Genomic DNA, 14684 nt, shown 5'->3' on the forward strand with positions numbered 1-14684 from the left:
CCGCAGGGGAGCCCCGGGCGACCGCCGCCGTGGCGCAGGCCGCCCGCGCGCTCGGCGTCGCGCTCGCGTCGGTGGCCAACGTGGTGGACGTCGGCGAGGTGGTGCTCGGCGGCACCTTCGGCCAGCTGTTCACGCATGTGTGCGACGAGGTCTCCGCCCGCCTGGAGGAGCTGGTGATCTTCGCGCCCTGGTCGCCGCTGGCCGTGTCGCCCGCGCGCGCCGGCCAGTACCCGGCGATGACTGGCGGCGCGCTCGCGGTCCTGGGCAGGGTCCTCGCCGACCCCGCGGAATGGCTCCGCACCCAACCCTGACCTTTCAGGAGTCCCCGCAGCGTCCGCACTCGTGCGGGGTGGAGCCCGACGCAGTGCGGACGTTGGGTAGGTGTCTTCCGCGACGTCCGCACTCGTGCGGGGTGGAGCGCGGTCGACTGCGGACGTTGGCGACGTGCGGGGGGGTGGGTCAGCCCGCGTTGCGGAGCATGAACTCCGTCTCGGTGTCGCGGCCCATGGTCGGGTCGGGCGCCGTGACGGTCTCCACCATCGCGATGGTGTCCTCGAGCCGGATCCGCTCGGGGAGCACCGCGTACGGGGAGGCCACGGGGGCGGGTCGGTCGGCGTCGGTCACGGCCACCACCTGGGAAGAAGAGACGTCCTGCCCCCGACTCTAGAGCGCAACGTCCGAGCAGATGCGGGTTCCAGCGTCCGGATGCTCGGACGTCACGCACGGAAACCCGTGACGTCCGAGCAGGTGTGCGCCCTGGCAGCCAGATGCTCGGACGTCCGCCACCGAACACCCGTGACGTCCGAGCAGGTGTGCGCCCTGGCAGCCAGATGCTCGGACGTCCCGGGGAGGACAGCTGTAAGTGCGCGGCCTGGCGGCCAGATGCTCGGACGTCCGGCGGCTGGCGGGCCGTAGGCTCCCTCAGCGTGAGCGCGCAGCAGACACCCCTGTGGATCGGCACCTATCCCGTCGCCGGCGCGGGCACGCCCGTCGGTCAGGGGGAGGGCATCTGGCGCGTGGACCTCGACCCGGCCACAGGGGAGCTGAGCGGCGCGCGGCAGGTCGTCGAGACGCCCTCGCCGAGCTTCCTCGCCCTGCGTGGGACGGTCCTGTACGCCGCGAACGAGCAGGCCGACGGCACGGTCAGCGCGTTCGACGTCGTCGGCGACACGCTCCGCCACCGGGCGACGGTCCCGTCGGGCGGCGCGGACCCCTGCCACCTGCTGCTCGACGCGGACCGGCGCACGCTGCTCGTCGCCAACTACTCGTCCGGGACCCTCGGTGCGCTGCCGCTCGACGCGGACGGCGGGTTCGCGACGCTCGGCCCGGCGCAGGTGCTCGGCCACGCGGGCTCGGGTCCCGACGAGGGCCGGCAGGAGTCGCCGCACGCGCACTTCGTCGCCCTCGACCCCAGCGGGGTGTTCGTCCTGGTGGTCGACCTGGGCACCGACGAGATCCGTCGCTACCGACGGGACGCCGGCCGGCTGGTCCAGGACGGGATCGCCGCGACGCTCCCGGCGGGCACCGGACCGAGGCACCTCACGTTCAGTGTCGACGGCCGGTTCGCGTACGTGGTCGGTGAGCTGGACGTCACGGTCCGCGTGCTCGCGTGGGTGGGCGGCGTCGGGACCCTGGTGCAGACCCTGCCCGCGACGACGGTCCCGGCGCCGGAGCGTCGGCTGCCGTCGCACATCGTCCTCGACGGTGACCGGCTGCTGGTCGGGGTGCGGACGTCCGACGTGCTCGCGCGGTTCACCGTCCGCGCGGACGGTCTGCTCGAGCCGGTGGCCGACGACGCCCTGCCCGGTGCCTGGCCGCGGCACTTCGCGGTGGTGGACGGCTGGACGGTCGTGGCCCAGCAGGTGTCCGGCGGGCTGGCGGTCCTGGATGTCGACGGCACCCTCGTCGCGGAGACGGACCTGCCTGCACCGACGTGCGTCGTGCCTGCCTGAACCGCCGGGATCGTCCCGTTATCAAATCGTGATCTTCTCCGCTTACCGCCCAGTAAGTGATTGTGATTGTCTGGCGACAGCCGCTCGGCACGGCGGGGCAACGACGCCCGTGACCGGCCCGGACGGCAGTGGCTGTGCAACGAGGCCCGGCCACGTCCCGAGGGAGTGACCGTGCGCCGTGCCGACCGTCTGAGCAGCGTCCCCGCGAGCCTCGCCGCCCTGGCGCTCGTCGTCCCGCTGGCGCTGGTCGGGCTGGCCACGCCCGCGATCGCGGCACCGGGTGACCTGGCGCGGACCGGTACGGCGACGGCCTCGCAGTTCCAGTCCGACCAGGACGGCACCTTCCCACCCGACGCGGCGATCGACGGCGACCCCGCCACCCGCTGGGCCAGCGGCAACGGGCCGGACGCGGACGAGCCGTTCACCCAGTGGGTCCAGGTGGACCTCGGTGCACAGGCGTCCGTGGACCACGTCGTCCTGGCGTGGGAGGCCGCGTTCGCCGCCGGGTACGAGGTCCAGGTGGCGACGGCTGCGCCGGACGACGAGGCGTCGTGGACCGCGGTGCACACGGAGGCGGCCGGCGACGGCGGCACGGACGACGTGACCTTCGCCGCCACCGACGCCCGGTACGTGCGCGTGCACATGACCCAGCGCACCAGCTTCGACTGGGACCCCGCGGGTCCGCACTGGTACGGCTACTCGCTGTTCTCCCTCGAGCTCTACGGCACGCCCACGCAGGTGGCCGCCGCGTTCGCCGGCTCCGGCACCACCGTCCCGGCCGGCACCGACGCGGTCGTCCCGGTCGTCCTGGCGGTCGCCGCGGACACGGACACCACCGTCCGCGTGCGGTCCACGGGCGGCACCGGCGTGGCCGGCACCGACTACACCGCGGTCGACGAGGTCCTGACCTTCCCCGCCGGCACCACCGAGGCGAGCGTCACCGTGCCGACCGTGGACCACGGCCCGCTCGGCCAGGTCCGCACGGTCGAGCTCACCCTGTCCGAGCCCACCGGCGGCCTGGTGCTGGGCGGCCGCACGACGAGCACGGTCACCATCACCCCGCACGGCGAGCTGCCCGACGTCGGCGGCGTCACGGTGCTGGACGACTTCGAGTCCGGCGTCCCGGCCGGCTACACCACGTGGGGCATCAGCGCGCCGGTCACCCCCGTCCTGAGCACCGGACCGGTGGACCGCGGCGGCAACGGCCTCATCGCCACCGTCGGCGGCCCGCCCGCCGCGGGCGACTGGTTCGGGTTCACGCACGACATCCCCGCCACCGACTGGTCCGCGCACGACGGCTTCACGTTCTGGTTCCTGGGCACCGGCGGCGGCGGCCAGCTCCGGTACGAGCTGAAGAGCAACGGCCAGCTGTTCGAGCGGAGCGTCACCGACGACACCGCGGGCTGGCGCCAGGTCAGCGTGGCGTTCTCGCAGCTGCGCCTCAAGGGCAACCCGGCCTCCGACGCCCGCTTCGACCCCACCGCCAGCACCGGCTTCGCGGTCACCCTGACCGACCTGGGCGCCGGCGCCTGGACGTTCGACGACCTGGGCCTGTACGACCGGGTGAGCATGATCGAGGACGTCGAGGGCGAGGTCCCGCTCGCCGCACCCGGCACGACGGTGGGCATCTTCACGTGGGGCTCGGCCCCGGACCTGGTGAGCCTGGAGGTCACGGAGCAGGAGCGCGAGGGTGCACCGGCCGGCAACCACGTGCTCTCGGGCGACTACCTCATCCCCTCGGGGGGCTGGGGCGGCTTCAGCCAGAACCTCGCGGCGGGCCAGGACTGGAGCTCGTTCCGCGGTATCCGGCTGGCCTGGTACGCCTCGCAGCCGACGCGCCCCGCGAGCCCGACCGCCGGCGACGACATCAAGGTCGAGCTCAAGGACGGCGGCCCCGACGGCGAGCACTCCGAGCTGTGGGCGGCCACGTTCAAGGACAACTGGTCCAGCGACGGCAGCCGCTGGAAGATCGTCGACCTGCCGTTCTCGGCCTTCACGCTCGGCGGCTACCAGCCGGGCGACGCGGCCACGCGCAACGGCACGCTCGACCTCACCTCGGCGTGGGGCTACGCGCTGACGATGGTGCCCGGCACCGCCACGGCGGTCTCCTGGGCGGTCGACGACGTGCAGCTCTACGGCTCGGCCGTCCCCGCACCGACGGCCACGGTCAGCAGCCAGGACGTCGTGCTGGTGGATCCCGGCCAGACCGCGCAGGTGCCGGTGGTCCTGACCACGACCGACGGCCAGCCGCTGCCCGCGGACGTGACCGTCGACTACGCGGACGGCCCCGGCACCGCGCAGGCCGGCACGCACTACGACGCGTTCTCCGGCACGCTGACGTTCCCCGCCGGGACGGCGTCCGGCGCGACGCAGACCATCGACGTGGTGACGCACCAGACCGAGGCGGTCGACGACGCCCGCACGCTCGACGTCACGCTGGACGCGGACGGCGCCGCCGTCGGCACCACGCCCCGCGTCGTCCTCAATGCGGTCGGCGCCACGTACCTCGACCCGAGCGCGAGCACGGCCGACCGTGTCGAGGACCTGCTGGGCCGGATGACGCTCGCGGAGAAGGTCGGCCAGATGACCCAGGCCGAGCGCCTCGGCCTGCAGTCGCCGGCGCAGATCGCCGAGCTCGGCCTGGGCTCCGTCCTGTCGGGCGGCGGCTCGGTGCCGACCCAGAACACGGCCGCCGGCTGGGCGGACATGGTCGACGGGTTCCAGCGCCAGGCCCTGTCCACGCGCCTGCAGATCCCGCTCATCTACGGCGTCGACGCCGTCCACGGGCACAACAACGTGGTGGGCGCGACGATCTTCCCGCACAACTCCGGGCTCGGTGCCGCGCGCGATGCGGACCTGCTCGAGCAGGTCCAGCGCACGACCGCGCAGGAGGTCCGCGCCACGGGCGTGCCGTGGACGTTCGCGTCGTGCCTGTGCGTGACGCGCGACGAGCGCTGGGGCCGCAGCTACGAGTCGTTCGGCGAGGACCCCGCGCTGGTCACGGCCATGGCGGGTGCCGCGGTCGAGGGCCTGCAGGGCACCGACCCGAGCGACCTGTCCGGACCCGACAAGGTGCTCGCCACCGCCAAGCACTGGGTGGGCGACGGCGGCACCACGTACGACCCGGCGCTCGCGGGCACCGGCTACCCGATCGACCAGGGCATCACGCACGTCGACAGCCTCGACACGCTCCGGCGCCTGCACGTCGACCCGTACGTCCCGGCCATCGAGGCGGGCGTCGGCTCGATCATGCCGTCCTACTCCGCGGTCTCCGTCGACGGCGCGGACCCGATCCGGATGCACGAGTACGGGGCGCTGAACACCGACCTGCTCAAGGACGAGCTCGGGTTCGACGGCTTCCTCATCAGCGACTGGGAGGGCATCGACAAGCTGCCCGGCGGCACCTACGCCGACAAGGCCGCGCGCTCGGTGAACTCCGGGCTGGACATGGCGATGGCGCCCTACAACTTCGGGGCGTTCATCACCGCGATCACGGCCAAGGTGGGCTCGGGTGACGTGACGCAGGAGCGGGTCGACGACGCCGTCCGGCGGATCCTGGCGCAGAAGTTCGCGCTCGGCCTGTTCGACGCCCCCTTCGCCGACCGCACCCTGGCGGCCGAGATCGGCTCCGACGCCCACCGCGCGGTGGCCCGGGAGGCAGCCGCCAAGTCGCAGGTGCTGCTCAAGAACGCGGACGGCCTGCTGCCGCTGGCGGCGGACACCAAGGTCTACGTGGCCGGCTCCAACGCGGACGACCTGGGCAACCAGGCGGGCGGCTGGACCATCTCGTGGCAGGGCAGCTCCGGCGACATCACGCCGGGCACCTCGATCCTCGAGGGCATCCAGGCCGCCGGCCCCGCGGTCACCTTCTCGGAGGACGCCTCGGCGCCGGTCGGGGACGCGCAGGTGGGCGTCGTCGTCGTCGGCGAGACGCCCTATGCGGAGGGCCAGGGCGACGTCGGCAACAACGGGAAGTCGCTGAGCCTGAGCGCGGCGGACCGCACGGCGATCGACACCGTGTGCGGGGCGCTGCCGTGCGTCGTGCTCGTCGTCGCGGGCCGTCCGCAGCTGGTCACCGACCAGCTCGGCGACATCGATGCGCTGGTGGCGTCGTGGCTGCCGGGGTCCGAGGGAGCAGGCGTCGCGGACGTCCTGTTCGGCACGCGGCCCTTCACCGGCCGCCTCCCCGTCAGCTGGCCGGCCACGGCGGACCAGGTGCCGGTCAACGTCGGCGACGACACGTACGCGCCGCTCTACCCGTACGGCTGGGGGCTGCGGACCGACGCGCCGCGCGACCGGCTGACGGCGCTCGTCGCCACCCTGCCGGCCGGTGACGTGCAGGCCGCGGTGCAGGCCGTGCTCGACGCCCCGGTGTGGGACGGCTCCGCGCTGGCCCCCGCGGGGACGGCGCAGGCGGTCCGGCTGCTGTTCGCGGCCGCCCGGGAGCTCGACGGCACCGACCGGGCCACCGCGGCCGCGGCGGGCGTCGTCGTCTCGCTCGTCCGTGACCTCGCGCAGGCGGCCTCCGGTCCGGACGACGCCGCGACGACGGCCGACGCCGAGCACGCGCTCATGTCCGGCGACGCGAGCGGTGCCGTGGAGCTGCTGGCGGACGTGCTGGGCGTCTCGACCGCGCCGCCGGTGGCATCGACCACCCGGCTGTCGCTGTCGTCGCCGGTCGCCGTCTTCGGCAGGCCGGTCACCGCGCGCGTCACGGTCACCGCGTCCGGCAGCCCGGCGACGGGCGAGGTCCAGGTGCTGGTCGACGGCACCTCCGTGGCGACCGCGACGCTCGCCGCGGACGGCACCGCGAGGGTCCGCCTCCCCGCGACCCTGAAGGCCGGCCGGCACAGCGTCACCGCGGTCTACGCCGGCTCGCCGGGCACCGACCCGCCGGTGACGGGCTCGACCTCCGCGGCCGCGCGGCTGGTGGTCACCCGGACGCTCCCGACGGTCGCCACGGACGGGACCGACTGGACGCTGCGCCGGTCCGACCCCAAGCGGGTGCACGTCCAGGTCACGGGTGTCGCAGGGGTGTCACCCACCGGCACGGTCGACGTGTGGGTCAACGGTGCCCGCAAGGGCTCGGCCACCCTGGACGCCCGCGGCACCGCCGTGGTGACGCTGCCGACGTCGACCCGGACGGCCCTGGTCCTCGTCACCTATGCGGGTGACGACACCTATCTGCCGTGGATCGCCGCGCCGCACCTGCTGGTGGTCAGGTGAGGCCGAAGGAGTGACAACGGACCTAGGTCCTCCAGTACCGGGACGCACCGGTCGATGCCTCCACGTCAGCGACGAACAGGGAGGTGCCACGATGCGCAACGGCTTCGACATCTACCGGGTCGGACCGGACCGGAACCACCAGGAGCCGCCGAGCCCGTGGGGCTGGACGGCCCGACGCGGCGAGGTGCCCACCGGGGAGACCGTCGTCCAGGACCACGACTACAGCCTCACCTACACCGGCAACGACCCGGAGCTGGCCGCCGCGTTCGCACGCGGCGCGCGGCTCAAGGAGATCGTGACGATGTGGCCCGAGCTGGCCTTCTACCCCTCGACGGCGGGCGGCTTCCTCCCGGACGGGAACATCTTCCCCATCCGCGGCGACTACAAGCCGCCGAGCGGGTTCGGCTCCCTGCGCTCGCGGCTCAACTCGCGGTTCTCCTCCGGGACGTCCACGGCGGAGGCCACCGCCCGACCGTGAGGTGAGGTCGCGCCTGGTGCGTGAGAATGGGTGCAGACCCGTCCGCGAACAGGAGCGCCCGTGACTCTCGAGCACGCCCCGCGCGTCGCCATGCTCTCGGTGCACACCTCGCCGCTCGACCAGCCCGGCACGGGCGACGCCGGCGGCATGAACGTCTACGTCCTGGAGCTGGCGCGCGCGCTGGCGGCGCGGGGTGCCCGCGTGGAGATCTTCACGCGCGCCACGTCCTCCGACCAGCGCGAGACCGTGCTGCTGCCGGGCACCGACGCGGCCGGCCGGCCGATCGCGGGGGAGGACGCGCGCGCGGTGCTGCTCGCCGAGGGCGTCGAGCCGGGCGTCGTGCCCCCCGTGCTGGTGCACCACGTCCCGGCCGGCCCCTTCGAGCGGCTGGACAAGAACGACCTGCCGGGCGTCCTGTGCGGGATGGCCGCGGGGGTGCTCCGCTGGGAGGCCGCGCGCCGCCCCGGCTGGTACGACGTCGTGCACTCCCACTACTGGCTCTCCGGGCAGGTCGGGCAGATCGCGGCCGACCGCTGGGAGGTGCCGCTGGTGCACACCGCCCACACGCTGGCGCGCGTGAAGAACGCGTCGCTGGCCCCCGGCGACACCCCCGAGCCGACCGCCCGCGTGGTCGGCGAGGAGCAGCTGGTGGCCGAGGCCGACGCGCTCGTGGCCAGCACCCCCGTCGAGGCGGAGGAGCTGGTCGAGCTCTACGGCGCCGACCCTGCCCGGGTGCACGTGGTGGAGCCCGGCGTGGACCTGGACCGGTTCGTGCCCGGTGACCGGGCGGAGGCCCGACGCGCCCTCGGGCTCCCCGCCGACCGGCAGATCGTGCTGTTCGCGGGCCGCGTCCAGGCGCTCAAGGCACCGGACGTGCTGGTCCGGGCGCTCGGCATCCTGCGCGCAACGGGTCGGCCGGTGCCGCTGCTCGTCGTGCTCGGCGGTCCGTCGGGCCGGTCCAGCGCCGTCAAGGAGCTGCAGGCGCTCGCGGCCGTGACCGGCGTCGGAGACGACGTCGTCGTGCACCCGCCGGCCGACCGGGACGCCCTGGCCCGCTGGTACCACGCGTCGGACGTCGTCGCGATGCCGTCGCGCAGCGAGTCGTTCGGGCTGGTCGCCGCCGAGGCGCAGGCCAGCGGGGTGCCGGTGATCGCCGCGTGCGTCGGCGGGCTGCGCACGATCGTCGACCACGACGTGTCCGGCCGGCTGGTCCGCGGCCACGACCCGGCGGTGTGGGCGGACGTCATCTCCGAGGTGCTGCACTCGGGCGAGGACCGTGCGCGGTACGCGGTCGGCGCCCGTCAGGTGGCCGAGCGGTTCGGCTGGGAGACCACCGCGGACCAGATGCTCAAGGTGTACGCCGTCGCGGGCGAGGTGCGGGCGTCGCGACTCTCGTCGTGACCGTGGACCGGACGTCCCAGGCCGCTCCGGGTCGGCTGCGGCAGGATGAGCCCATGACCTACACCCTCGTGCTGCTCCGCCACGGCGAGAGCGAGTGGAATGCGAAGAACCTGTTCACCGGCTGGGTCGACGTGGCCCTCTCGGAGAAGGGTGTCGAGGAGGCCAAGCGCGGCGGGACGCTGCTCACCGACGCGGGCGTGCTGCCCGACGTCGTGCACACGTCGCTGCTGCGCCGCGCCATCACGACCGCCAACCTCGCGCTCGACGCCGCCGACCGCCACTGGATCCCCGTCAAGCGCTCCTGGCGCCTGAACGAGCGCCACTACGGCGCGCTGCAGGGCAAGGACAAGAAGCAGACGCTCGAGGAGTACGGCGAGGAGCAGTTCATGCTCTGGCGCCGCTCCTACGACTTCCCGCCGCCGGACATCGAGCTCGGCTCGGAGTACTCGCAGGACGCCGACCCGCGCTACGCCGGCGAGCCCATCCCGCGTGCCGAGGCGCTCGAGCAGGTCCTGGTCCGCGCGCTGCCGTACTGGGAGTCGGACATCGTCCCCGACCTGAAGGCCCGCAAGACCGTGCTCGTCGCGGCCCACGGCAACTCCATCCGCGCCCTGGTCAAGCACCTGGACGACGTCGACAGCGGCACCATCGCCGGGATCAACATCCCCACCGGCATCCCGCTGCTCTACACCCTCGACGAGGAGACGCTGAAGCCCACCAACCCGGGCGGCACGTACCTCGACCCGGAGGCGGCCGCCGAGGCCATCAAGGCGGTAGCCAACCAGGGCCGCTGACCCCCTGCAGACACCACAACGTCCGAGCAGATGTGGGCCATGACCTCCATCCGCTCGGACGTTGCTGTCTGCGCAACCAGAACGTCCGAGCAGATGGAGGCCAGGGCCTGCATGCGCTCGGACGTTGCGTGGTGCGGCGGTCAGCCGGCGGTCCGGTCCAGCTCCGGGCGGGCGGAGCCCGTCACCAGGTACGTGACGCGGCGGGCGACCGAGACGCCGTGGTCCCCGAACCGCTCGTAGTACCGGCCGAGCAGGGTGACGTCGACCGTCTCCTGCGTGGTACCGGCCCAGGAGCCGCCGAGCAGCGCCGCGAAGGTGTCCTCGTGCAGCTCGTCCAGCAGGTCGTCGTCCTGCTCGATGCTCTCGGCCAGCTGGATCTCGCGGCTGTTCAGCAGCGTGGTGGTGCGCCGGGCCACGCGCACGGCGGCGTCGTGCATCTCGGCGAACGTGCCGGACAGGGCCTGCGGCACCGCGTGGCGGGGGTACCGACCACGCGCCACCTGGGCGACGTGCCGGGCCAGGTCGCCCATGCGCTCCAGCGATGCGCTCATCCGCAGGGCGGACACGACGATCCGCAGGTCGGTGGCGACCGGCTGCTGCTGCGCGAGGAGCAGCACGCAGCGCTCGTCGAGGTCGCGCTCGATGGCGTCGATGGCGAGGTCGTCGGCGATCACCGACTCCGCCAGCGCCAGGTCGGCCGTGAGCAGCGCGATGCCGGCGTTCGTGATGGCCTGCTCGACCCGGCCGCTCATCGCCACCAGGTCCTCGCCGAGCTGGTGCAGCTCGGCGTCGAAGATGTCCCGCATGTGCTCCCTCTCGTGCCGCGACGGCAGGTGCCGCGCGCAGCGACAGGCTGACACCGGCAGGTGAACGCAGGGGCGCGTCGAGGTGAACGCACGAAGGCCGTTGCGTTCACACGTCGCCGCCGTCGGCCGGGCGGAGCATCATCGGTGCAGTGGCCTACCGGAGAGGGAGCGACGATGACGACGTTCACCGCCTGGAAGTTCGACACCGCCGACGGCGCCGCGCGGGCCGCCGAGACCCTCCGGCAGGCGCAGGGCGACCGGCTGGTGCGGATCGTCGACCACGCCGTGATCAGCTGGCCGGAGGGCGCCACCAAGCCCTCGATGCACCACACGCGCGACGACGCGCTGCGCGGCACGGGCTGGGGCGCGTTCTGGGGGCTGCTGTTCGGGAGCATCTTCTTCGTGCCGCTCCTGGGCGCGGCGGTCGGGGCGGCGGCCGGGGCGCTCAGCAGGACCGTCGCGGCCGTGGGGATCGGCGAGGAGCAGCTGGAGACCATCCGCGCGCAGGTCACCGTCGGGACCTCGATGCTGTGCGCGGTGACGGAGGACGCGGACACCGACCGGCTGGGCGAGCGGTTCCGCGGGCTGCACAGCACGCTGGTGGCCACCAACCTCACGGACGCCGAGCGGGCGCTCCTGCTGGAGACGTTCGGCTGAGTGAACGCGCGATGAACCTTGCGCGGCGGGGCGGCTGCGGCGGGTCGCATCGGCGCGGCGCACCACGCGGCGCGTCCTAGGGTGAGGACGTGGACGGGACCGATGGGCTGCTGCTTCTCCTCGCCGGCGGGCTGGGCCTGCTCGTCGGGGTCTGGGCGACGCTGGCGTTCCGCCTGAGCGAACGGTCGCAGCACGCGGTGCCCGCCCGCACCGAGCAGGCGCTCGACGACGGCCTGGTCCGCACGCTCGCCGTGCTGCGCTCCGCCGCAGTCGTGCTCGACGACTCCGACCACGTGGTGCGGGCCAGCGCGCCCGCTCATGCGCTGGGCATCGTGCGCGACGGTCGCATCGCCCCGGCGGCGATCCGGGACCTGATCGCCCTGGTGCGCCGCGACGGCGTGATCCGCGACGAGGTGCTCGAGGTGCCGCGCGGCCCGGTAGGCCCCGGCGTGCTGCTGGTCCAGGTCCGGGTGGCGCAGGTCAGCCCCGAGCACCTGGTGGTGCTGGCGGAGGACCTGACGCAGGCGCGGCGGCTGGAGGCGATCCGCCGGGACTTCGTGGTGAACGTGTCGCACGAGCTGAAGACGCCGGTGGGTGCCCTGGCGCTGCTGGCCGAGACGGTGCAGGACGCCGCCGACGACCCGCAGGCCGTCCGCCGGTTCGCCGCCCGGATGCAGGCGGAGGCCACGAGGCTGTCCGCGCTGGTGCACGAGATCATCGAGCTCTCCCGCCTGCAGGTGGCCGGCGCCCTCGGGCAGGTGGGCCTGGTCGATGTCGACACCGTCCTGTCGGAGGCCGTCGACCGTGCCCGCACCACCGCGGAGGCCAAGCACGTCCGGCTCGACATCGGCGGCCAGCACGGCACCCGCGTCTTCGGCCAGCACGACCTGCTGGTCACCGCGGTCCGCAACCTGCTGGACAACGCCGTGGCGTACTCCGGGGAGGCGTCGCACGTGGGCGTCGGGGTGCGCGCGGTGGGCGACCTCGTGGAGATCGCGGTCGTCGACGAGGGCATCGGCATCACCGCGGCGGAGCAGGAGCGGGTGTTCGAGCGGTTCTACCGGGTGGACCCCGCGCGCTCGCGCGACACCGGCGGCACCGGCCTCGGCCTGTCCATCGTCAAGCACGTCGCCGCGGACCACGGGGGAGAGGTGACCGTCTGGTCGCAGCCCGGGCGCGGGTCGACGTTCACGCTGAGACTGCCGCGTGCGGAGGAGCCCAGCTCACCCGTCGCGGCCGACCAAGGAGCGCCCGTGCACCGGAACGCGTCATGACCCGGATCCTGCTCGTCGAGGACGAGGAGTCCTACCGGGACCCGCTGACGTACCAGCTGGAGCGCGAGGGCTTCGACGTCGTCACCGCCGCCACCGGACCGGAGGCGCTGGCCAAGTTCGAGGAGTTCGGCGCCGACCTCGTGCTGCTCGACCTCATGCTGCCCGGCCTGCCCGGCACCGAGGTCTGCCGCCGGCTGCGCCTGGTCAGCGACGTCCCCGTCATCATGCTCACCGCCAAGGACGACGAGATCGACAAGGTGGTGGGCCTCGAGCTGGGGGCCGACGACTACGTCACCAAGCCGTACTCGTCGCGCGAGCTGCTGGCCCGCGTCCGGGCGGTGCTGCGCCGGCGGGAGGCGGCCGTCGTCGCTGCAGGTGCCCCGGCGCTCCTGGCGGACGACGTCGACGAGGACGAGCTGGTGGCCGGTCCCGTGCGGATGGACGTCGAGCGGCACACGGTCCGGGTGCGCGACGAGCTGGTGGCCTTCCCGCTCAAGGAGTTCGAGCTGCTCGAGCTGCTGCTGCGCAACGCCGGCCGCGTGCTGACCCGCGGGCAGCTGATCGACCGGATCTGGGGCTCGGACTACGTGGGCGACACCAAGACCCTCGACGTCCACGTCAAGCGCGTGCGCGCCAAGATCGAGGTCGACCCGGGCAACCCCACCCTCCTGCTCACGGTCCGTGGCCTCGGCTACAAGCTCACCGACGAGGACGAGTAGCCCACCTCGCCGCGCTGACGCCCCACCCCCGGTCACGGGGGTGGGGCGTCGTGCTGTACCGCCATCGTTCACCTGGGGTTCACCCGCCACCGCCCGGCCGGTCACGTCGGCTTCCTACCGTCAGCATCGCCGCGCACACACAGGTGCGCACCTGATCGACAGGACGGAACACAGTGAAGCTCTCCCTCCACGGCCGGATCGGCGCGATCGCCCTCACCGGCGCCCTCGCCCTCTCCCTCGCGGCCTGCGGATCGGACGACCCCACCGGGTCCGGCGCCACCACGGACGCCCCCGAGCAGAGCACCCTGTCGGGTGACCTGAACGGCGCCGGCGCCACGTCGCAGGAGAAGGCGATGGACGCCTGGCGCGCCGGCTTCCAGAGCGCGAACGCCGACGTCAACATCAACTACGACCCGGTCGGCTCCGGCGGCGGGCGTACCCAGTTCCTCGACGGCTCCGTCGAGTTCGCCGGCTCCGACTCGGCCCTGACGGCCGAGGAGCTCGAGACGGCCGCGGCCACGTGCCAGGCCATCGACATCCCGGTGTACATCAGCCCCATCGCGGTGGTGTTCAACCTCGAGGGCGTCACCGAGCTCAACCTCTCGGCGGCCACCATCGCCGGGATCTTCGACAACAAGATCACGACGTGGGACGCACCCGAGATCGCGGCGGAGAACCCCGACGCCACGCTCCCGGCCACGGCGATCACGCCCGTCCACCGCTCGGACGACTCGGGCACCACGAAGAACTTCACCGACTACCTGGCCAAGGCGTCGGGCGGCGCGTGGGCCTATGAGGCGGACGGCAACTGGCCGTTCGAGGGCGGCGAGTCGGCGCAGGGCACCTCGGGCGTCATCCAGACGGTCCAGGGCGGCGACGGCACCATCGCGTACGCCGACCACTCGGCGGTCGGCACCCTCGGCGTGGCCAGCATCCAGGTCGGCGAGGAGTGGGTGGCCCCCTCGGAGGAGGGTGCCGCGGCCGCGGTCGACGCCTCCCCGCGGGACGAGGAGCGCGAGGAGCACGACATCGTCCTCAAGCTCGACCGGGAGACCACCGAGGCCGGCGCCTACCCGCTGATCCTCGTCTCCTACGGCGTGGCGTGCCTCCAGTACGACACGGCCGAGAAGGCCGACCTGGTCAAGGGCTTCCTCAGCTACGTCGTGAGCGCCGAGGGCCAGGCCGCCGCCCAGGAGGCCGCCGGTTCGGCGCCCCTCTCGGACGCGCTCCGCACGGACGTCCAGGCCGCGATCGACGCGATCAGCGCGGCGGCCTGACGCTGCAGACCGGTGGGGGGGGGCGCCCCCCCCCCCCCCCCCCCCCCCGGGGGGGGGGGGGGGGGGGGGGGGCGGGGGGGGCCCCCCCCGCCCCCCCCCC

At 73.7% G+C, this 14684-nt stretch carries 12 protein-coding genes; 10 read left to right on the plus strand and 2 right to left on the minus strand.

The genetic code is table 11. From position 1 onward, the window contains the following. A partial coding sequence (locus RYN42_RS16115) for an ROK family protein (RefSeq protein ID WP_315097826.1) occupies positions 1–311 on the plus strand: 311 nt, incomplete at its 5' end. A gap of 148 nt (positions 312–459) precedes the next feature. Here the strand turns inward: RYN42_RS16115 and RYN42_RS16120 are convergent. After that, the gene (locus RYN42_RS16120; protein ID WP_315097827.1) at positions 460–624 is read right to left on the minus strand and encodes a heme biosynthesis protein HemY; all 165 of its coding nucleotides are present in this window, start codon (positions 622–624) and stop codon (positions 460–462) included. Positions 625–926: 302 nt separating this feature from the next. Here RYN42_RS16120 and RYN42_RS16125 point away from each other — a divergent pair, with 302 nt between their 5' ends. The 5 genes from RYN42_RS16125 (at position 927) to RYN42_RS16145 (ending at position 9851) form a co-directional block, all read left to right on the plus strand. Next, the gene (locus RYN42_RS16125) at positions 927–1952 is read left to right on the plus strand and encodes a lactonase family protein (protein ID WP_315097828.1); all 1026 of its coding nucleotides are present in this window, start codon (positions 927–929) and stop codon (positions 1950–1952) included. A gap of 171 nt (positions 1953–2123) precedes the next feature. Then, positions 2124–7178 carry a glycoside hydrolase family 3 N-terminal domain-containing protein gene (locus RYN42_RS16130; RefSeq protein ID WP_315097829.1) on the plus strand — a complete coding sequence of 1685 codons (5055 nt, stop codon included), beginning with the start codon at positions 2124–2126 and terminating at the stop codon, positions 7176–7178. Positions 7179–7269: 91 nt separating this feature from the next. Continuing rightward, positions 7270–7656 (plus strand): hypothetical protein, encoded by a 387-nt coding sequence (locus tag RYN42_RS16135; RefSeq protein ID WP_315097830.1) that lies wholly within the window; start codon positions 7270–7272, stop codon positions 7654–7656. A 60-nt stretch (positions 7657–7716) separates the two neighbouring features. Further along, positions 7717–9057 carry a glycosyltransferase gene (locus RYN42_RS16140; RefSeq protein ID WP_315097831.1) on the plus strand — a complete coding sequence of 447 codons (1341 nt, stop codon included), beginning with the start codon at positions 7717–7719 and terminating at the stop codon, positions 9055–9057. A gap of 53 nt (positions 9058–9110) precedes the next feature. Then, positions 9111–9851 carry a phosphoglyceromutase gene (locus RYN42_RS16145; RefSeq protein WP_315097832.1) on the plus strand — a complete coding sequence of 247 codons (741 nt, stop codon included), beginning with the start codon at positions 9111–9113 and terminating at the stop codon, positions 9849–9851. Positions 9852–9991: 140 nt separating this feature from the next. Here the strand turns inward: RYN42_RS16145 and phoU are convergent, their stop codons facing one another. Beyond that, a complete protein-coding gene (gene phoU / locus RYN42_RS16150) occupies positions 9992–10657 on the minus strand; it encodes a phosphate signaling complex protein PhoU (protein ID WP_315097833.1) in 666 nt (221 codons plus the stop codon). Between the two features lie 174 nt (positions 10658–10831). Here phoU and RYN42_RS16155 point away from each other — a divergent pair, with 174 nt between their 5' ends. From RYN42_RS16155 to pstS, 4 genes are all read left to right on the plus strand, one after another. Further along, positions 10832–11314 carry a DUF1269 domain-containing protein gene (locus tag RYN42_RS16155; protein WP_315097834.1) on the plus strand — a complete coding sequence of 161 codons (483 nt, stop codon included), beginning with the start codon at positions 10832–10834 and terminating at the stop codon, positions 11312–11314. A gap of 89 nt (positions 11315–11403) precedes the next feature. Next, complete coding sequence (locus tag RYN42_RS16160) at positions 11404–12588, plus strand: ATP-binding protein (protein WP_315097835.1); 1185 nt, start codon at positions 11404–11406, stop codon at positions 12586–12588. After that, entirely contained in the window at positions 12585–13307 is a 723-nt protein-coding gene (locus tag RYN42_RS16165) for a response regulator transcription factor (RefSeq protein ID WP_315097836.1), read from the plus strand. The genes RYN42_RS16160 and RYN42_RS16165 overlap by 4 nt, the downstream gene beginning before the upstream one ends. Positions 13308–13480: 173 nt before the next feature. Beyond that, the gene (gene pstS / locus RYN42_RS16170) at positions 13481–14584 is read left to right on the plus strand and encodes a phosphate ABC transporter substrate-binding protein PstS (RefSeq protein WP_315097837.1); all 1104 of its coding nucleotides are present in this window, start codon (positions 13481–13483) and stop codon (positions 14582–14584) included. Positions 14585–14684 lie beyond the last annotated feature (100 nt).

The organism is uncultured Cellulomonas sp. (assembly GCF_963527515.1).
Taxonomy (GTDB): domain Bacteria; phylum Actinomycetota; class Actinomycetes; order Actinomycetales; family Cellulomonadaceae; genus Cellulomonas.

Excerpts from the sequence above, each read along its gene's own strand:
- RYN42_RS16135 (WP_315097830.1), top strand. The coding sequence starts at position 7,270 with ATGCGCAACGGCTTCGACATCTACCGGGTCGGACCGGACCGGAACCAC.
- phoU (WP_315097833.1), bottom strand. The coding sequence starts at position 10,657 with ATGCGGGACATCTTCGACGCCGAGCTGCACCAGCTCGGCGAGGACCTG.
- RYN42_RS16145 (WP_315097832.1), top strand. The coding sequence starts at position 9,111 with ATGACCTACACCCTCGTGCTGCTCCGCCACGGCGAGAGCGAGTGGAAT.
- RYN42_RS16165 (WP_315097836.1), top strand. The coding sequence starts at position 12,585 with ATGACCCGGATCCTGCTCGTCGAGGACGAGGAGTCCTACCGGGACCCG.
- RYN42_RS16155 (WP_315097834.1), top strand. The coding sequence starts at position 10,832 with ATGACGACGTTCACCGCCTGGAAGTTCGACACCGCCGACGGCGCCGCG.